Genomic DNA, 17,324 nt, shown 5'->3' on the forward strand with positions numbered 1-17,324 from the left:
AATGAGCGGCGACCTCTCCAAGACGGCATACGACCACCTGTGGATGCACTTCACCCGCATGTCGTCGTACGAGAATGCCCCCGTGCCCACGATCGTGCGCGGCGAGGGCACCAACATCTACGACGACAAGGGCAAGCGCTACATCGACGGGCTCGCCGGCCTCTTCGTGGTCAACGCCGGCCACGGCCGGGTGGAGCTCGCCGAGACCGCCTTCAAGCAGGCGCAGGAGCTGGCCTTCTTCCCCGTGTGGTCCTACGCCCACCCCAAGGCGGTGGAGCTGGCCGAGCGGCTGGCGAACGAGGCCCCCGGTGACCTCAACAAGGTCTTCTTCACCACCGGTGGCGGCGAGGCAGTCGAGACCGCCTGGAAGCTGGCCAAGCAGTACTTCAAGCTCGTCGGCAAGCCGATGAAGCACAAGGTGATATCCCGCGCGGTGGCCTACCACGGCACCCCGCAGGGCGCCCTGTCCATCACCGGTCTGCCCGGTCTGAAGGCCCCCTTCGAGCCGCTGGTCCCCGGCGCGCACAAGGTCCCGAACACCAACATCTACCGCGCCCCGATCCACGGCGACGACCCCGAGGCGTTCGGCCGCTGGGCCGCCGACCAGATCGAGCAGCAGATCCTCTTCGAGGGCCCGGAGACGGTCGCCGCGGTCTTCCTGGAGCCGGTGCAGAACGCCGGCGGCTGCTTCCCGCCGCCGCCCGGCTACTTCCAGCGGGTCCGCGAGATCTGCGACCAGTACGACGTGCTGCTCGTCTCCGACGAGGTCATCTGCGCCTTCGGCCGCCTGGGTACGACGTTCGCCTGTGACAAGTTCGGCTACATCCCGGACATGATCACCTGCGCCAAGGGCATGACCTCGGGCTACTCCCCGATCGGCGCGTGCATCATCTCCGACCGCCTGGCCGAGCCGTTCTACAAGGGCGACAACACCTTCCTGCACGGCTACACCTTCGGCGGCCACCCGGTCTCCGCGGCCGTCGGTGTCGCCAACCTCGACATCTTCGAGCGCGAGGGCCTCAACCAGCACGTCCTCGACAACGAGGCCAACTTCCTGAACACCCTGGAGAAGCTGCACGACCTGCCGATCGTCGGCGACGTCCGCGGCAACGGCTTCTTCTACGGCATCGAACTCGTCAAGGACAAGGCCACCAAGGAGTCCTTCAACGACGAGGAGACCGAGCGCGTCCTGTACGGCTTCCTCTCCAAGGCGCTGTACGACAACGGTCTTTACTGCCGCGCCGACGACCGTGGCGACCCGGTCATCCAGCTCGCCCCGCCGCTGATCGCCGACCAGTCGGTCTTCGACGAGATCGAGCAGATTCTGCGCACGGTCCTCACCGAGGCCTGGACCAAGCTCTGACCCTCACGGCACCTACCGGTCCACTCGTACACAATTGAATATCCAGCGGCCCGGATTCACTCACTTCAAGCCATACGAGTGAATCTGGGCCGTTGTGCTGCCAAGCGGCGAATACCGGGGGTCACCAATCCTTACCGTGCTTGTGACCGATACCCTCCATGGTCGTTCACCCGGTCGGGGGAACGATTCGACGCCTACAACAAGAGGTGCGCAGATGGTGGCCCCGCCTGACAACGACGTTCTCTGGGCCCGCGGCCTGCACCACGCGTACGGCGGCACCTCCGCCCTCACCGGAGTCTCCGTCGGCGTCCCCGAAGGCGAGATCCTCGCCGTCACCGGCCCGCGCGGCAGTGGCAAGACCACTCTGCTGAAATGTCTCTCCGGTCAACTCGTCCCGGCCGAGGGCGAGGTGTGGTTCAACAGCTCCCCCGTGCACACCCTCTCCTCCCCCAGCCGCGAACGGCTGCGGCTGGACCGGTTCGGCTGGATCGACACCGAACCGCACCTCGTCGCCGAACTCACCGCCTGGGAGAACGCCGCCCTCCCCCTCCTGCTCCGCGGCACCGGCACCCGCCCCGCCAAGCACACCGCCCTGGAATGGCTGGACCGCCTCGACGTCGGCATGTGCGCGAACCGCCGCCCCGCGCAGCTCGACCAGTCCCAGCGCCAGCGCATCGCCATCGCCCGCGCGCTCGCCACCACGCCCCAGGTGCTGTTCGCCGACGAGCCGACCGCCCCGCTGCACCGCGCCGACGGCACCCAGGTGCTGCGCACCCTCACCACCGCGGCGCGCTCGCACCAGATCACCGTGGTCCTGGCGACCCATGACCCCGATGCCGCCACGCTCGCCGACCGGTCCCTCGCGCTCCTCGACGGCCACCAGTCGAGCGGTGCGCCCGCCACCGACGGCGCCTCCGATGAGGAAAGCAGGGCAGAGTGCTCGCTCTCCGTCTAGCCCGCGGCTCGCGCCCCCTCGTCCTGCTGCGCCGCCTCTCCGTCACCGCCGCGGCGGCCGGCACCGGCTTCCTTCTGCTGTCCACCCTCGGCCATGCCGCCGGTCATCCGTCCGCGGCCGACGAGTCGCTGGTGCGCCTGCTGTGGTGCGCGGCCCCGCTCGCCGCCACCGCCCAGTTCGCGGTGTCCACGGCGCGTACGGACCCGGCCGCCCGCCTCCAGCGCGGGATGACCGCCGCCGGCCTGGGCCCGCTCCGGCTCACCCTGCTCGCCACCGCCTCCACCGCGCTGACCTGCTTCCTCGGCGTCGCGCTGGCCCTGCTGGCCTTCCTCCGGCTGCGCGGCGACCTCGGCCCGGGGCAGCTCGGCCGCCCGTCCTCCCTCGGTCTGGACTCCGATCTGCTCGGTACCGGCCACCCGGTGCCGCTCGTCGGCGCCCTGCTGCTGCTGGCGACCGTGCCGCTGACCGCCGCGGCCGCAACCGCCGTTGCCCTGCGCCCCCGTGACGAGGCCGGCGCGCCCGAGCGCGACAGCCGCCCCAGGACCGCCCCGCCCTCCGGCCTCCCCTGGGGCATCGCGCTGGCCGCGGCCGGCCTGGCGATCGAGGCGTACACCAGCCGCGGCGCCCACGCCCCCGGCGGCCTGCTGCCACTGCCCGGCCGGCTGGTCGGCAGCCCGCCCGGCGTGCTGGCCGGCTGGGCGCTGTCGGCCTTCGGTCTCGTGCTGGCCGGTCCCGGGCTGGTGCATCTGTGCGGGCGGCTGCTCTGTGCCGGCCGCCCCGGCGCACTGCGTCTGCTGTCCGGCCGCGTACTCCAGGAGGAGTCGCATCGCCTCGGCCGCCCCCTCGGGGTGCTGTGCGCGGTCGCCTCCGCCGCGTACGCCGCCGCGAAGGTCTACGAGGCCTCCCCCGCCAGCCCGTTCGGCCCGCTCACCGCGGTCGGCGCGGCGGTCGTCCTCGCCTGTGTCACCGCCAGCGCCCTCACCGCCGCGGTGGAGTCCCGCTCGGCCCGTGCCCACACCACAGCCGCCCTCCGCCGCCTGGGCGCCTCCGCCTCGGTCCTCCACCGCGCCGCGGCCCTCCGCTTCCTGTCACTGGTCCTCGTCCTGGCCCCCCTGACCTGGACCGTCGCGGAGATGGCCACGCTTCCGCTGGTGCGTTGAGGACGCGGGGCCCAGGCGGTCCGTCCCGCTGAAGGCGCGGGTCCCCGTCAGCACGGCCGGCCGGGCGCGCCACCGTCGGGCACCCGGGGCGGGCGGCTCCGGGGCGCACCGAACCAGCGGGCGAGGGCGGCGCGCAGGCCGTCGGTGTCGTCGCCCGGGCCGGCCCAGCAGACGTGGCGGTCGGCCCACCCCTCCGCCGTGGCCACGAGCGCTGACGCGCCGCTCCACGACGGCCGTCCGCACCCCGGCCAGGCCCAGCTCGTTGGCGAGCAGCAGGCCGGTCGGGCCGGCCCCCGCGATCAGCACCTCGACGTCGGTGTCCACGGCTCCCCCTACAGCTTCATGCCGTGCCGGGTGAGGTACCAGTTGTGCCAGGTGAGCAGCCCGCCGAGCAGCGCCAGCCAGAGCACGGTGCTGGTGAGCGGGAAGGCGTCCACCGGGATCGTGTACGCCAGCACCACCCGCAGCACCGCGTCGAGCAGGAAGACCGCGCCCCACACCGCCGTGACCAGCCGCAGGTGGTGACGGAACGTCGGCTCCGTGTCCCACCGCGCTTCCCACTGGGCCAGTCCGGCCTCACCGACCTTGGCGATGACGATGCCGAGCGAGGCCGACATGATGAACGGGCGCCGGGTGAGCAGAGTGCCGAGCACCCAGAGTCCGATCGCGGCAGTCAGCCAGCTGTCGCGGATCATCAGCACCCGCGGGCTGCCGCTGATCAGGGACAGCAGGGTGCCGGCCACCACCAGGCTCAGCGTGAACACCGCCATCGCCTCCACGCGGCGCCGGCGCACGATGCCGTAGCCGATCCACGGCAGCAGCAGCACACCGCCGGCGACCATCGAGAGCCACTGGCCGGCGCCGGCCGCGCGCAGCCCGTAGTAGGAGCCGAGCGGGAGGACGAGTTCGAAGAGCAGCTGCGCGGCGAGCCGCCGGCGCAGCGCCGCGGTGCGGCCCGGGACGGGCGCCGCGGCGGGCCCGTCGGTGTCGGTCTGCGGTGCGCGTGGCGTGGCCATGGTGTGTTCCCCCGTGTCCGTGGTCATGACGTGCTTCTGGTGGCGTGGTCGAACAGGTCCGCCAGCTCCCGGCCGGCGGCCCGTACATCGAGACCCGGATCGTGGGTGGCGCGGCGCACCACGTCGTCGATGGCGGCGCGGATTGCCCGCATCATCACCCAGGGGTCGAAGTCGCGGAACTCACCGGTCCGTTGTGCCGTGCGGAGCTGTTCCACCTGGACGGCGAGGTTGGCCTCCGTCGTGTCGAGGAAGGCGACCATGCCGGGGTCGCCGCCGCGGAGATTGGCGAGGATCTCGACGATCGCCGCGAGGTGCTTCGGGTATGCGGCGAACAGGTCGAGGTTGCCCTCGATGGAGGCGCGCAGCCGGGTCGCGTAGCTCTCGTGGGCCTCGATACGGGGGCGGAGGTAGCCCTCCGCGAGCCGCATCACCTCGGTGACGACCTCGCGCATCAGGTCGTCCCGCCCGTCGAAGTGGTACGAGATCATCCCCGTGCTGCTCAGCCCGGCGCGCTTCGCGATCTTCACGAAGGAGGCCCGGTGGTACCCGGTTTCGGCGATGACCTCGATCGCCGCAGCGACGATCTGTGCGCGGCGTCCCGTCTCCGTGAAGGAGGGCCCGTCCCCGCGTGCCGCTTTTTGCTTGGCCGTGCTGTTTTTTGCTTGCATGAGCAAGAAGGTAGCGAGATTTGCTCAGCCGAGCAAGACCGTGGCGGCAACGGAACGGGCAGCCGCGCAGCGAGTACCGCGTGACCAAGGACGAGTGCCGGGCGGTACGGCACCACACAGGCCCCTCGCCCCCTGGGCGGCCGCACCCCGGCCCTAACATGACGGACGTGCAGTCGAATTCACCCTCGCCGGCGTCCCGCCGCACCCGTGCCCATGCCGATCACGACGACCGGGAGATCGAGTCCCTGGAGGAGTTCGACCGGGTCGTCGCCTCGGGGAGTCTCGCCGGGCATCGTGTCCAGTCGGTCGACCTGACGGACCGTACGTTCGCGCTGCTCAGTGCGGACACCACGGAGTCCGTGTTTCTCGGCTGTGCCATGGAGCCGGATGCCGCCGCCAAGGTGCGTGCCGGTGGTGCGCTGGTCTTCCCGCCTGTGCCGGGGCTGCCGTTCGATCCGTACCGGGGTGGGCTGTACGGTCCGGATGAGCTTTTCGAGGGGCTGGCCGACGGCGGCTTCGACGTCACTCCGGACGCCCGGACCTACCGGTGGTACCAGGAGACCAAGTCGGACGGCGACATCTTCGCCTCGATGCTGCGCAGCATCCACGACGACGCGGTGTCCGATGCCCTGGACGAACACCTCGCCGGTGCCCAGGTGGTGGGCATCATGGGGGGCCATGCCCTGGAGCGCGGTTCGGCGGCGTACGCGGGCGCGGCCCGGCTCGGGCGCCGGCTCACCCGGGATGGGCTGACCGTGGCGACCGGCGGCGGGCCCGGCGCGATGGAGGCGGCGAACCTCGGGGCGTATGCCGCGCCCTTCGAGGACGAGATGCTCGACCGGTCGCTGGAGCTGCTCGCCAAGACTCCGCACTTCACCCCGTCCGTCACGGACTGGGCCCGGGCCGCCTTCGAAATACGCCACAGCCGGCCCGGCGGCGGCGTCTCGGCCGGCATTCCCACCTGGTTCTACGGGCATGAGCCGCCGAACGCCTTCGCGTCCCACATAGCCAAGTACTTCGTCAACGCGGTGCGCGAGGACGGGCTGTTGGCGCGCTCCAACGCCGGTGTCGTGTTCCTGCCGGGCGCGGCCGGGACCGTACAGGAGATCTTCGACAACGCGACGCCGAACTACTACCAGTCGCGGGGCGAGCCGACGCCGATGGTGCTGGTCAACCGCGCGCACTGGACGGAGCAGCTCCCCGCCTGGCCGCTGCTCCAGGCGCTGGCCGCGGACCGGCCCATGGCGTCCCGGATCGCCCTGGTCGACTCGGTGGACGAAGCCCCGGAGGCGCTGGCCCGTATGCGCGCGCAGGCGGCTTCCTGACCCGTCCGTCGCCCGTGGGCTTCCCGGCGTCGAAGGCCCCGCACGGCTGCGCACCGGTGTATTTGCCGGCGGAGGCAACTCCCGTCCTCAAATGCACGTCTGCCAGGAAGGCAATGAACGAGTAATGCGGACAGCGGGCGAACGGAGCTCTTGGTGATCATCGGCCTTCTGACGGCCGTGGCGGCGTCGGCCTGCTACGGCACGGGATCGGTCCTCCAGGCGGTGGGCTCCCGCAAATCCGCTCGCCGGGAGGCGGCCGCATCGTCCACCACCGGGGTCACCCAGCATGGCGGGCCCAGCCTGTCATCGACCGCGAAGGCGGCCGTGACCTGGGAGTTCATGGTGGGCACGGTGCTGGACTTCGTCGGGTTCGGGCTGGGCGCGCTGGCTGCCCGGCTGCTGCCGCTGTTCCTGTCCCAGACCGTGATCAGCGCCAATCTCGTGATCACGGCCGTGCTGAGCATCAAGCTCCTCGGCATCCGGCTCAGCCGGGCCGAGTGGTCCTCCATCGCGGTGGTCTGTTCGGCGCTGGTGCTGCTGGCCACGGCCGCAGGGCCGGAGGGCAGCGGCCACACCCCCATCGCCACCCACTGGTGGCTGCTGGTCGCCTCCGTCGTGCTGATCGGCGGCGGCATCCTGATCGTGCGGCTGCTCGGGGGGCGGGCCGCGATCCTGGCGGGTCTGCTGTCCGGTCTGGGGTTCGGTGCGCTCGGCGTCGGCGTACGGGTGCTGAACGGGGTGGACCCCTTCCACCTGCCGTCGCTGCTCGGCGACCCCGCTCTGTACGCGATTCTGGTGGCCGGCATCGGGGGCATGTACCTGCACACCGTCGCCCTCCAGATCGGTTCGGTGAACGGCGCGACGGCGGCGCTGGTGGTGGGCGAGACGGTGATTCCCGGCATTCTCGGGGTGTTGTGGCTGGGGGACGCGTCCCGTCCGGGCTTCGCCTGGGTCGCCGCGCTCGGCTTCGTGGTGGCGGTGGCCGGCGCCGTCGCGGTCGCCTGGTTCGGCGAGCCGGAGCCGGAGCCCGGCGCGCCGGAGGCCGGGACGCCGGCGGCCGGGACGCCGGCGGCCGGCGAGCTGCCCACGCAGGTCGCGGCCCGCTGAGGCGCGCCTCCCGCGGCCGGCGCGGCTGCCGGCCGTGGGGCACTTGTTGACGGCCCACCGCCCCGGCGCCCCACCGGATCCGCCCCGGTGGTCAGCCCGCCGGAGCGGAGGCGTCCAGCACCACCACGTCCTGCGCCTGGAAGGCGATCCCCACCCGCTCGCCCACTTCGGGCGCGTCCCGCAGCGCACAGGCGGCCTCCACCTGGGGTCCGGCGGCCGGCTGGAGGAGCAGCGCGACATGGGTGCCGCGGAAGGTACGGGCCGCGACCGTGCACGGCAGGCCCTCCACGGCGGCCGTCAGCCGTACCCCGGCCGGGCGGACGAGCAGCCGGCAGGGTCCGTCCGGGGTGGCCGCCGGAACGGGCACCTTCCCCCAGGGGGTGGCGGCCGCCTCGCCCTGCACCGTCGCCTCGACCACGTTGTCGAAGCCGAGGAAGCGGGCGACGAATTCGGTGGCGGGCCGCTGCCAGACCTCCAGCGGGGTGCCGGACTGCGCGATCCGGCCGTCCTGCATCACCACGACCCGGTCCGCGAGCGCGAACGCCTCCCCCTGGTCGTGGGTGACGGCCAGCACCGTCGTCCCCAACTCCTGGAAGAGCCGCCGGAGTTCGACGACCAGCCGTTCCCGCAGCCCGCGGTCGAGCTGGCCGAGCGGCTCGTCCAGCATCAGCAGACGCGGGCGGGGTGCCAGGGCTCGGGCCAGGGCGACGCGCTGCTGTTCGCCGCCGGACAGGGAGGCCACGGCGCGCCGCTGGGCACCCGGCAGCCCGACGAGGTCCAGGAGTTCGGCGACCGTACGCTCCCGGTCGGCGCGCGGGGTGCGCCGCATCCGCAGCCCGAAGGCGACATTTCCCGCGACATCGCGCTGCGGGAAGAGCTGGTGGTCCTGGAACATCAGGCCGACGCCGCGCCGGTGGGTGGGCACCCCCGACTGGTCCCGCCCCTCCAGTGACACCCGCCCGGCGTCGGCCTGTTGGAGCCCGGCGACCACCCGCAGCAGCGTGGACTTGCCGCTGCCGCTCGGCCCCAGGACGCAGACGATCTCCCGGGCGGCGACGTCCAGATCGACCGCGTCCAGCGCGGGGTGCCCGCCCGCGCCGAAGCGGACGGTCACCCCGCCCAGCCGCAGCAGCTCCCGCGCCGTGCTCCCGGCCCGTGCCGTCATCTAGAACTCCCCGGATCGGTCGAGGGGGCTAAGCCGCTCCAGTACCAGCAGGGCGGCGGCGCACACCACCATCAGGATGGTCGACAAGGCCATCGCCTGCCCGTAGTTGAGCTCCCCCGCCCGCCCCAGCAGCCGGGCCACGGCCACCGGCAGCGTCGGCCCGTCCGGCCGGGCGAGGAAGACCGTCGCGCCGAACTCACCGAGCGACACGGCGAAGGCGAAGCCCGCGGCGATCAGCAGCGCCCGCCGCACCATGGGCAGGTCGACCGCGCGCCACACCTGCCAGGGCGAGGCACCCAGCACGGCGGCCGCCTCCCGCAGCCGGCCGTCGACCGCCCGCAGCACCGGCAGCATCGTCCGGACCACGAACGGCACCCCCACCAGCGCCTGGGCGAGCGGCACCAGCCACCACGAGGCCCGCAGATCGAGCGGCGGCTCGTCGAGGGTGATCAGAAAGCCGAAGCCGACGGTCACCGCGGAGACGCCCAGGGGCAGCATCAGCAGCGCGTCGAAGCCGCGGACGAACCGGCTGACCGCGGGGGTCCGCCCGGACGAGCCGCGGCGCAGCCGAGGAAGGGTCAGTGCGGCGGCCGCCAGTCCGCCCACCACCAGCGCGATCACGGTGGCCGCGGCCCCGTAGGCGAGGGAGTTCCACAGCGCGTCCAGGGGGGCGACGGCGAAGGTGCTGTCGGCGCTCGCGGCGGAGCCCAGCGCGGCGTAGAAGACCGTCCCGTAGCCGTCCGGCCCGGCGAAGGAGCGCTCCACGAGCACCACCAGCGGCGCGAGCAGCAGAACGGCGATGACCGTGAACGTCCCCCACAGCAGCGCCCACTGACCGCGGCCGCGCGGCCGGCGGGCCGTCTGTGCGGCGTCCACGAGCCGGAGCGCGGATTCCCGGCGGCGGACGGTCCAGGCGTGCAGCGCCAGGACGCCGAGCACCGCGGCGAACTGGATCATGGTGAGGACGGCGGCCGTCGGCAGATCCAGGAAGTCCGCGGTCTGCCGGTAGATCTCCACCTCCAGCGTCGAGAAGGTGGGGCCGCCCAGAATCTGCACCACCCCGAAGGAGGTGAAGGTGAACAGAAAGACCATCAGGGCGGCGGCCGCGACGGCCGGCCCCAGCGCGGGCAGCGTCACCCGCCGCCAGGCCGCGAACCGCCCGGCTCCCAGCACCCGCGCCGCCTCTTCCTGCCGCGGATCGAGCTGCCCCCAGAGTCCGCCGACGGTCCGGACGACCACGGCGTAGTTGAAGAAGACATGCGCCAGCAGGATCGCCCACACCGAGGTGTCCAGGCGCACGCCCCACAGGTCGTCCAGCAGCCCGCCCCGCCCGACCAGCGCCAGGAACGCCGAGCCGACGACGACGGTCGGCAGCACGAACGGCACCGCCACGACCGCCCGCAGCAGCTGTTTGCCGGGGAAGTCGAAGCGCGCGAAGACATAGGCGCCAGGCAGCGCGATCAGCAGCGTCAGCCCGGTCGAGGCGGCCGCCTGCCAGACGGTGAACCACAGCACCCGCACGACATCCGGGTCGCTCAGCACGGCACCGAACCGGCCGAGCTGCCACTGTCCGCCGTTCTTGAGCCCCCGTCCGACGATCGCCACAACGGGGTAGGCGAAGAACAGCGCGAAGAAGGCGAGCGGCACCGCCATCAGGCCGAGCCGCACCGCCGTCCCCCGCGCGGGCCTGCCGCGCCGGGCGCCCGGGACGTCCGTGGCACCCGGGACGTCCGTGGCGTCCGGCGGCGTTACTTCAGAACGAGCGAGGACCACTGCTTGATCCACTGTTCGCGGTTCTTGGTGATCGTCCCGGGCGCCAGGGTGGTGGGCTTGTCGATCGTCGTGCCGTACTTGGTGAACAGCTCCGGCACCGCGGCATCCTTACGGGCCGGGTTGACGAACATCTGCAACGGCACGTCCTCCTGGAACTTCTTGCTCAGCAGGAAGTCCAGCAGCGCCTTGCCGCCCTTCTCGTTCTTCGCGCCCTTCAGCAGACCGCCGAATTCGATCTGCCGGAAGCAGGTGCCGGCCGCGACACCGGTCGGGGCCTCCTTGGGCGTGGGCTTCTTGCCGAGCACCTCGGCGGGCGGGCTGGAGGCGTAGGAGACCACCAGCGGCTTGTCGCCCTTGCCCTTGCCCGCCGCGGAGCCGGAGAACCGGTCGTTGTAGGCCTGGTCCCAGCCGTCGACGACCTCGACGCCATTGGCCTTGAGCTTCTTCCAGTAGCTCTGCCAGCCCTGCTCCCCGTACTTCGCGATGGTGCCGAGCTGGAAGGCGAGGCCCGGGGAGGAGGTGGCGGAGTTCTCCGTGACGAGCAGCCCCTTGTACCGCGGCTGGAGCAGATCGTCGAAGGTCTCCGGCGGCGCGATCTTGTGCCGGGTGAAGTAGCCGCGGTCGTAGTTGACGCAGATGTCGCCGTAGTCGAGCGGGGTGACCCGGTGCTCGCCCTTGTCGAGCTGAAGCCCCGCCGGGACACTGTCCAGCCCCTTGGCCCGGTAGGGGCTGAAGAGGCCCTCGTCCAGACCGCGCGAGAGCAGCGTGTTGTCGATACCGAAGAACACATCGCCCTGGGGGCTGCCCTTGGACAGGACCGCCTGGTTCACGGCCTTGCCGGCGTCCCCGCCCTTGAGCATCGTGACCTTGTAGCCGCTCTCCTTCTCGAAGGCGGCCAGCACGGACTTGGAGACGTTGAACGAGTCATGGCTGACGAGCGTGACGGTCTTGGCGTCCGCGCTCCCGCCGCCGGAGCCCCCGCAGCCGGCGAGGGCGGTCATCCCGACCGCGGCGGCCACCGTCGTCGCGGCGATCCTGCTGATGGTGCTCACTGATTTCCTCCTGGCTGGCCAGGAAGAGACGCGGCCCTGCCCGGTGTCCACGGCTCCCGGCGTCCGGGGACGCGGGGAGGGAACTCCGGGCAGGGCGCAACAGCATGAGTGACGACCGAACTTCCTACCCGGAATGACCCGGGCGAGGTTCAAGGGTCTGCGGGCACCGTAGGACTACGACGCTTCCGCACTCTCAGCGCTGTGGCGCTCCCCTGTCGGAATGTGCATTTGTTCGACCACACCGTATCAGCGGGGCGGTCAGCGCTCCGAGGCCGCGAGCTGCCCGCAGGCGCCGTCGATCTCCTGGCCGCGGGTGTCGCGGACGGTCACCGGCACCCCGTGCGCCTCGATGGCCTGGACGAACGCCCGCTCGTCCTCGGGCCGCGAGGCCGTCCACTTCGAACCGGGCGTCGGGTTCAGCGGAATCAGGTTCACATGGACGCGCTTGCCCTTCAGCAGCCGCCCGAGCAGGTCACCGCGCCACGCCTGGTCGTTGATGTCCCGGATCAGCGCGTACTCGATCGAGATCCGCCGCCCGGACTTCTCGGCGTACTCCCACGCCGCGTCCAGCACCTCCCGCACCTTCCAGCGCGTGTTGACGGGCACCAGCGTGTCGCGCAGCTCGTCGTCCGGGGCGTGCAGCGACACGGCCAGCCGGCACTTGAAGCCCTCGTCGGCGAACCGCAGCATGGCCGGCACCAGCCCGACCGTGGAGACGGTGATCCCCCGCTGCGACAGCCCCAGCCCGTCCGGCTCGGGATCCGTCAGCCGCCGGATCGCCCCGACCACCCGCTTGTAGTTGGCGAGCGGCTCCCCCATCCCCATGAAGACGATGTTGGACAGCCGCGCCGGCCCGCCCGGCACCTCGCCGTCGCGCAGCGCACGCATCCCGTCGACGATCTGGTGCACGATCTCGGCGGTCGAGAGATTACGGTCCAGCCCCGCCTGCCCCGTGGCGCAGAACGGGCAGTTCATCCCGCACCCCGCCTGCGACGAGATGCACATGGTGACCCGGTCCGGGTACCGCATCAGCACCGACTCGACGAGCGTCCCGTCGTGCAGTTTCCACAGCGTCTTGCGCGTGGTGTCGTCATCGCACGAGACGTGCCGCATGACGGTCATCAGCTCCGGCAGCAGCTCACTCGCCAGCTTCTCGCGCGCCGCCGCCGGAATGTCCGTCCACTGCGCCGGATCGTGCGCATAACGGGCAAAGTAGTGCTGCGACAGCTGCTTGGCACGAAACGGCTTCTCCCCGATCGCCGCCACGGCTTCACGACGCTCGACGGGACTGAGATCAGCAAGGTGCCGCGGGGGCTTCTTGGCCCCGCGCGGCGCGACAAAAGTAAGTTCTCCGGGTGCAGGCATGGTGCGTCCAGTGTGGCAGATCGTTTATGGGAGCCCAGGTCGGAGCGGGTGAGGGGGCGGTCACCCGCTGTGGCCTTCTGTCATTGATGGCCTCCCTCGCACGGCCCAGGGACGGCCCAGCCCTGATGGACGCGCCAACCGAGTCACTGCCCACCGGGAAGAAGTTACACAGAGTTGTTAGGTGCGTACGCTGGGAAAGTCAGTGAGCATCCGAGACGTTGCCGATGCGGCGAGAGCCTTCATTTCGGAACCAGTGGAAGCTTCAGGGACTGATACGGCTTCCAGGTATGACTTCCCACATCAATGTGCAGCTCGGCACTGCTTTGCCATGCTCAATGATTCCTGTACAAGCACCTGGAGAGTCACACAGCAATCGAAATGCAGACTCGTCGCCAAAGGGGTTCCGCTCGACCGCAGACCGGTGCCGCGCATATGGCAACTCAACCAGTTTGGTTTTCCCTGCGGAACGTTGAGCAGCCCTGAGGTGAGGGCTCCTAAGACGCCTACAACAGCGGCATGTTCGAGGCAGAGGCCCGGTCCCGCGGAATCACCAAGTGGCTGATGCCACCATCCAGTAAACGGCTGAGGCCACGTCACCGAACGCCTCTCGGCTCGCCGACCAAGCAGGGAAAGGGCCCGATTGCCTGCGCTCCCGAGGGCGAGCCGGTGCTCAGCGTGCTGATCGTCGCCTGCGATGTCTCGGGACAGGGCCCTGTAGGTCACGGATGTACTGCTGCCTGGCGACGCCAGGAGGTCGAAGACACCTACCGCCTGGGCTAGCCGGCCCTCTTGGCCTGAACGTCTTCGGCTGTCAGGGCCTTACCACCGATTGCCCATTCGCCACTGGGCGTCTCAGTGATCACGACATGCGTCACTGGTCGCAGCGCCTCACCTTCGATGGCGATCAACGCCTCGGAGACTTCTTCGACCATCTTCTGCTTCTCTTCGGGGGTGAATACTCCTGCGATCACCTTGATGTCGATGAAGGGCATCGGATACCTCCCACGTGGTGGTGAGATCGAGCCGCCATGCCGCATTGCGTAGCAGGGCCGGATGCGGGTGGGCCGCGTGCCCTCTTCAGGGAGAAGGGTGCCGGGGGCCGCGCTGATTCTCGTAGCCTGCCCGAGCAGCGCTCGTAGGCGGCGCCCGGTCCTCGTCCGGCCGGCCCGGTTCACCGTCGAGCCGTGACGCTGAGGTCAACCGCTGCTTGCGCCGGCATGTTTTTACCAGTGTCGCAGATTGACGTCCGGTGACGCGCGGGAGCGCGGTTCCGCAGTGGGCCTTGGCGGTCGGCCTTGACGGCCTTTGGCTAAGGGCGGTCCCGTAAATGATCTCCAGGCGGCATGGGGCTGGCTCCTCCGCGAGGGGCGGTGGAGCCGGCACCGATCACCCACACGGCAGGAGTTCGACTGGAGTGTCTGAACGGGGCCGCGGGTGCTTCACCCGGTCAATCGGGTCACGTCTCCGTCCCACCACGTGCCGGTCTCCTTCACTTGGTACAGCTCGGGCACGGACACCTTGATCGGCTCTTGCGTGGTCCGACGCTCCGCGCCCGAAGAGACGAAGCAGGCGTGTCCCGCAGCCCGGTGCCTTCGTTGGCCACCGCGCCGTGAGGGCGGTGTGGGGTACGTCAGGAGCGTGGAACAGTGGCCGTGACCCGTTGGATCGTGATCAACATCCCTTCCTGGTTGCTGCTGGCCGGGCTCGTCGTCGTGATCGCGGGCGGGACCGCGGTCGTCCAGGCACTCGTCCGGCACCGTGTCCCTCGCATCAAGCAGGGCAAGCAGAACGAGATCGCGCAATTCCTCTTCCCCGTGATCGCGGTCGTCTACGGGTTCCTCATCGGCTTCATCGTCCTCGCGCTCTGGGGTCAGGTGAACACGGCGGACCAGACGACACGGACCGAGGGCGCCATGGTGGCGCAGCTGGCCAGGGGCCGCGAGGTGTTCGGCAAGGCCGAGAGCGCGCGGATCAGGCAGAGCCTGCTGGCGTACGGACGGGCGGCGGCCGCCGAGTGGCCCAGCGCCGCGGCCGGCGGCACCACGCCCGAGGCCGAGAACGCGCTGAACCGCCTGCACAGCACGTACGAGAGCATCCGGCCCCGCGACGACGCCCAGCGGGCCTTCCTCACCAGCTCCATCGCGTCCCTGAAGGAATTGAGCGTCGCACGCACGGAACGGCTGCTCGAGGCGCGCACCAACATCGGCCCGCCCCTGTCCCTGTGGCTGGCGGTCCTTCTGACCAGTGGACTGGTCCTCGGTTTCTCCGCCACCTTCGGCTCCGAGCAGGCCCTGATCCACTACGGGATGGTCGCGGCGGTGAGTGTCCTCGTTGCCACCAACCTGTTCCTCGTCACGGAACTCTCGTATGCCTTCCTCGGCGAGTTCGCCACGTCGCCGGAGCCACTGCGCGCGGCGGTCGAGGTCCTGTCGCCGCCTCGGTAGACGGGCGGCAGACACGGAAGAGGGCAGGGAGAGGAATTCCTCTCCCTGCCCTCACCTGCGAGAACCCTGTGGTCAGCCGGCTCCCACGAAGATCACGAAGAGCAGCCAGACGACCGGTGCGGTCGGCAGCAGGGAGTCGAGCCGGTCCATGATGCCGCCGTGGCCGGGCAGCAGGGTGCCCATGTCCTTGATGCCGAGGTCCCGCTTGATCATGGATTCGCCGAGGTCGCCGAGGGTCGCGCTGGCCGCGACGGCGAGGCCGAGCAGCAGGCCCTGCCACCAGGCGCCGTCCGCGATCAGGAACTCCATGCACAGCGCGCCGGCCGCCATCGCGAAGAGCACCGCGCCGACGAGTCCCTCACGGGTCTTGCCGGGGCTGATGCGCGGGGCGAGCTTGTGCTTGCCGAACCGCCAGCCGACCGCGTACGCACCGGTGTCGCTGACGACCGTGAGCAGCAGGAACGTCATCACCCGCTGCGGCCCGTCGGCCTCGGCCGCGAGCATCAGCGCCACGAACGTCGCGAGGAAGGGCACGTAGAACGCCGCGAAGACGCCGGCGGTGACGTCCCGCAGATAGTTCTCGGGCGCCTCGGTCATCCGCCAGACGAGCACGGCGAGGGCGGTGAGCGCCATCGCCACCCAGGCTCCCTCGGCGCCGCGGACATAGCCGGCGACCACCATGGCGGTGCCGCCGACCGCGAGCGGCACCAGCGGCACCCTGATGTCCTTGCGCTCCGCCAGCCGCGAGGTCAGCTCCCACAGGCCCACGACCACGGCGATCGCTATCACGCCGATGAAGACGGGCTTGTAGACGAAGAGCGACGCAACAATGATCACGCCGAGGCCGACGCCGACCCCTATGGCGGCGGGCAGGTTGCGGCCCGCGCTCTTCTTCTTCGGCTTCTCTGAGTCCGGCGAGCTGTCGGACCCGGAAAGAGAGGTGGGCATGGGCTCCTGCGGCTTTTCGTCGCGGAACAGGGGGCCGCTCCGTCGAGCAGCCCCCCGGTCGTCCAGGTGATCCCGGCTATCCCGGATGTCCCGATGTTCCCGGTTGTCATCCTGGTGTCCGCCTTGCCCGGGGACAAAGGGCATGGGCCGAGTCTGCGCCGCATCGCCCCAGTCGTACACCGGACCCGCCGGAACGGGGGGCGCCGCCCCGCGAAGCGAGGGGGCCGGTCCGTGGTCGGGCGGTCCCCATTGACCGGCGCCGGGCGGGGCCCCCCAGGAAGACTCGTTCATCAGACCTCGAGGAGCTCGGATTCCTTGTGCTTGAGCAGCTCGTCCACCTGCGCGACGTACTTCGCGGTGGTGTCGTCGAGCTCCTTCTCGGCGCGGCGCACCTCGTCCTCGCCGCTCTCCTTGTCCTTGACCAGCTTGTCGAGGGTCTCCTTGGCCTTGCGCCGAACGCTGCGGATCGAGATCTTCGCGTCCTCGCCCTTGTTCTTGGCGACCTTGATGAACTCCTTGCGGCGCTCCTCGGTCAGCTCCGGGAACGTCACTCGGATGATGTTGCCGTCGTTACTCGGGTTGACGCCGAGGTCGGAGTCGCGGATGGCCTGCTCGATGTTGCGCAGCGCGCTCTTGTCGAACGGGGTCACCACGGCCATCCGCGGCTCGGGCACCGAGAACGACGCCAGCTGGTTGATCGGCGTCATGGCGCCGTAGTAGTCCGCCACGATCTTGTTGAACATCGCCGGGTGCGCACGCCCGGTGCGAATCGCGGCGAAGTCCTCCTTGGCGACCACGACGGCCTTCTCCATCTTCTCCTCGGCCTCGAGGAGGATCTCTTCGATCACCACTTGCTCCTGGTCTTTTCGGTAAGAAGCAGAGCCTCGCCCCTGCCGCGCGTCTTCTCCTGCACGGTGTCCGACCGGCAGGCCGTTGTCCATCCCCGTACCGGGGTCCTACCCCGGTCGGGAGTTGCCGCCCGT

Annotated in this window: 16 protein-coding genes; 6 read left to right on the forward strand and 10 right to left on the reverse strand. The window is 70.6% G+C overall.

The annotated features are described in order from the left end of the window. Nucleotide 1: 1 nt before the first annotated feature. From AC3EUV_RS19465 to AC3EUV_RS19475, 3 genes are all read left to right on the forward strand, one after another. Entirely contained in the window at nucleotides 2-1,363 is a 1,362-nt protein-coding gene (locus tag AC3EUV_RS19465) for an aspartate aminotransferase family protein (protein ID WP_432145864.1), read from the forward strand. Nucleotides 1,364-1,577: 214 nt separating this feature from the next. After that, nucleotides 1,578-2,318, forward strand: coding sequence for an ABC transporter ATP-binding protein (locus tag AC3EUV_RS19470; RefSeq protein WP_432145865.1), 741 nt, complete (start codon nucleotides 1,578-1,580; stop codon nucleotides 2,316-2,318). After that, nucleotides 2,300-3,478, forward strand: coding sequence for a hypothetical protein (locus AC3EUV_RS19475; RefSeq protein ID WP_435603435.1), 1,179 nt, complete (start codon nucleotides 2,300-2,302; stop codon nucleotides 3,476-3,478). The genes AC3EUV_RS19470 and AC3EUV_RS19475 overlap by 19 nt, the downstream gene beginning before the upstream one ends. Here the strand turns inward: AC3EUV_RS19475 and AC3EUV_RS19480 are convergent. The 3 genes from AC3EUV_RS19480 to AC3EUV_RS19490 are packed head-to-tail and all read right to left on the reverse strand — an operon-like array spanning nucleotide 3,407 to nucleotide 5,162. Then, the gene (locus tag AC3EUV_RS19480) at nucleotides 3,407-3,802 is read right to left on the reverse strand and encodes an FAD-dependent monooxygenase (protein WP_435603436.1); all 396 of its coding nucleotides are present in this window, start codon (nucleotides 3,800-3,802) and stop codon (nucleotides 3,407-3,409) included. The two genes, AC3EUV_RS19475 and AC3EUV_RS19480, sit on opposite strands and share 72 nt — an antisense overlap. Before the next feature lie 8 nt (nucleotides 3,803-3,810). Then, entirely contained in the window at nucleotides 3,811-4,521 is a 711-nt protein-coding gene (locus tag AC3EUV_RS19485; RefSeq protein WP_435603437.1) for a VC0807 family protein, read from the reverse strand. Beyond that, the gene (locus tag AC3EUV_RS19490; protein ID WP_435603438.1) at nucleotides 4,518-5,162 is read right to left on the reverse strand and encodes a TetR/AcrR family transcriptional regulator; all 645 of its coding nucleotides are present in this window, start codon (nucleotides 5,160-5,162) and stop codon (nucleotides 4,518-4,520) included. Before AC3EUV_RS19490 ends, AC3EUV_RS19485 begins: the two co-directional genes overlap by 4 nt. 158 nt (nucleotides 5,163-5,320) lie before the next feature. Here AC3EUV_RS19490 and AC3EUV_RS19495 point away from each other — a divergent pair, with 158 nt between their 5' ends. Both AC3EUV_RS19495 and AC3EUV_RS19500 read left to right on the forward strand, forming a co-directional pair. After that, a complete protein-coding gene (locus AC3EUV_RS19495; RefSeq protein WP_432145867.1) occupies nucleotides 5,321-6,487 on the forward strand; it encodes an LOG family protein in 1,167 nt (388 codons plus the stop codon). 153 nt (nucleotides 6,488-6,640) lie between these two features. Beyond that, nucleotides 6,641-7,594 (forward strand): DMT family protein, encoded by a 954-nt coding sequence (locus AC3EUV_RS19500; RefSeq protein WP_435603439.1) that lies wholly within the window; start codon nucleotides 6,641-6,643, stop codon nucleotides 7,592-7,594. Between the two features lie 91 nt (nucleotides 7,595-7,685). Here AC3EUV_RS19500 and AC3EUV_RS19505 read toward each other — a convergent pair whose 3' ends face one another. The 5 genes from AC3EUV_RS19505 to AC3EUV_RS19525 form a co-directional block, all read right to left on the reverse strand. After that, nucleotides 7,686-8,759: an ABC transporter ATP-binding protein gene (locus AC3EUV_RS19505; RefSeq protein ID WP_435603440.1), complete on the reverse strand. Its 1,074-nt coding sequence runs from the start codon at nucleotides 8,757-8,759 to the stop codon at nucleotides 7,686-7,688. Then, nucleotides 8,760-10,412: an ABC transporter permease gene (locus AC3EUV_RS19510; protein WP_435603450.1), complete on the reverse strand. Its 1,653-nt coding sequence runs from the start codon at nucleotides 10,410-10,412 to the stop codon at nucleotides 8,760-8,762. Between the two features lie 95 nt (nucleotides 10,413-10,507). Then, complete coding sequence (locus tag AC3EUV_RS19515) at nucleotides 10,508-11,584, reverse strand: thiamine ABC transporter substrate-binding protein (protein ID WP_435603441.1); 1,077 nt, start codon at nucleotides 11,582-11,584, stop codon at nucleotides 10,508-10,510. Nucleotides 11,585-11,842: 258 nt separating this feature from the next. After that, complete coding sequence (gene rlmN, locus AC3EUV_RS19520) at nucleotides 11,843-12,949, reverse strand: dual-specificity RNA methyltransferase RlmN (RefSeq protein ID WP_432145871.1); 1,107 nt, start codon at nucleotides 12,947-12,949, stop codon at nucleotides 11,843-11,845. 776 nt (nucleotides 12,950-13,725) lie between these two features. Next, nucleotides 13,726-13,941: a tautomerase family protein gene (locus AC3EUV_RS19525; RefSeq protein WP_432145872.1), complete on the reverse strand. Its 216-nt coding sequence runs from the start codon at nucleotides 13,939-13,941 to the stop codon at nucleotides 13,726-13,728. 654 nt (nucleotides 13,942-14,595) lie between these two features. Here AC3EUV_RS19525 and AC3EUV_RS19530 point away from each other — a divergent pair. Next, complete coding sequence (locus AC3EUV_RS19530; RefSeq protein WP_435603442.1) at nucleotides 14,596-15,393, forward strand: bestrophin-like domain; 798 nt, start codon at nucleotides 14,596-14,598, stop codon at nucleotides 15,391-15,393. A gap of 72 nt (nucleotides 15,394-15,465) precedes the next feature. Here the strand turns inward: AC3EUV_RS19530 and AC3EUV_RS19535 are convergent, their stop codons facing one another. Both AC3EUV_RS19535 and frr read right to left on the reverse strand, forming a co-directional pair. Beyond that, the gene (locus AC3EUV_RS19535) at nucleotides 15,466-16,632 is read right to left on the reverse strand and encodes a phosphatidate cytidylyltransferase (protein ID WP_432145874.1); all 1,167 of its coding nucleotides are present in this window, start codon (nucleotides 16,630-16,632) and stop codon (nucleotides 15,466-15,468) included. After that, entirely contained in the window at nucleotides 16,632-17,189 is a 558-nt protein-coding gene (frr, locus tag AC3EUV_RS19540) for a ribosome recycling factor (RefSeq protein ID WP_006602824.1), read from the reverse strand. Before frr ends, AC3EUV_RS19535 begins: the two co-directional genes overlap by 1 nt. Between the last annotated feature and the right edge of the window lie 135 nt (nucleotides 17,190-17,324).

The organism is Streptomyces sp. bgisy130 (genome assembly GCF_057708345.1).

Coding starts and splice junctions, on each gene's coding strand:
- AC3EUV_RS19490 (WP_435603438.1), bottom strand. CDS start 5,162: ATGCAAGCAAAAAACAGCACGGCCAAGCAAAAAGCGGCACGCGGGGAC.
- AC3EUV_RS19525 (WP_432145872.1), bottom strand. CDS start 13,941: ATGCCCTTCATCGACATCAAGGTGATCGCAGGAGTATTCACCCCCGAA.
- rlmN (WP_432145871.1), bottom strand. CDS start 12,949: ATGCCTGCACCCGGAGAACTTACTTTTGTCGCGCCGCGCGGGGCCAAG.
- AC3EUV_RS19485 (WP_435603437.1), bottom strand. CDS start 4,521: ATGACCACGGACACGGGGGAACACACCATGGCCACGCCACGCGCACCG.
- AC3EUV_RS19465 (WP_432145864.1), top strand. CDS start 2: ATGAGCGGCGACCTCTCCAAGACGGCATACGACCACCTGTGGATGCAC.
- AC3EUV_RS19510 (WP_435603450.1), bottom strand. CDS start 10,412: ATGGCGGTGCCGCTCGCCTTCTTCGCGCTGTTCTTCGCCTACCCCGTT.
- AC3EUV_RS19495 (WP_432145867.1), top strand. CDS start 5,321: ATGACGGACGTGCAGTCGAATTCACCCTCGCCGGCGTCCCGCCGCACC.
- AC3EUV_RS19470 (WP_432145865.1), top strand. CDS start 1,578: ATGGTGGCCCCGCCTGACAACGACGTTCTCTGGGCCCGCGGCCTGCAC.
- AC3EUV_RS19535 (WP_432145874.1), bottom strand. CDS start 16,632: ATGAACGAGTCTTCCTGGGGGGCCCCGCCCGGCGCCGGTCAATGGGGA.
- AC3EUV_RS19505 (WP_435603440.1), bottom strand. CDS start 8,759: ATGACGGCACGGGCCGGGAGCACGGCGCGGGAGCTGCTGCGGCTGGGC.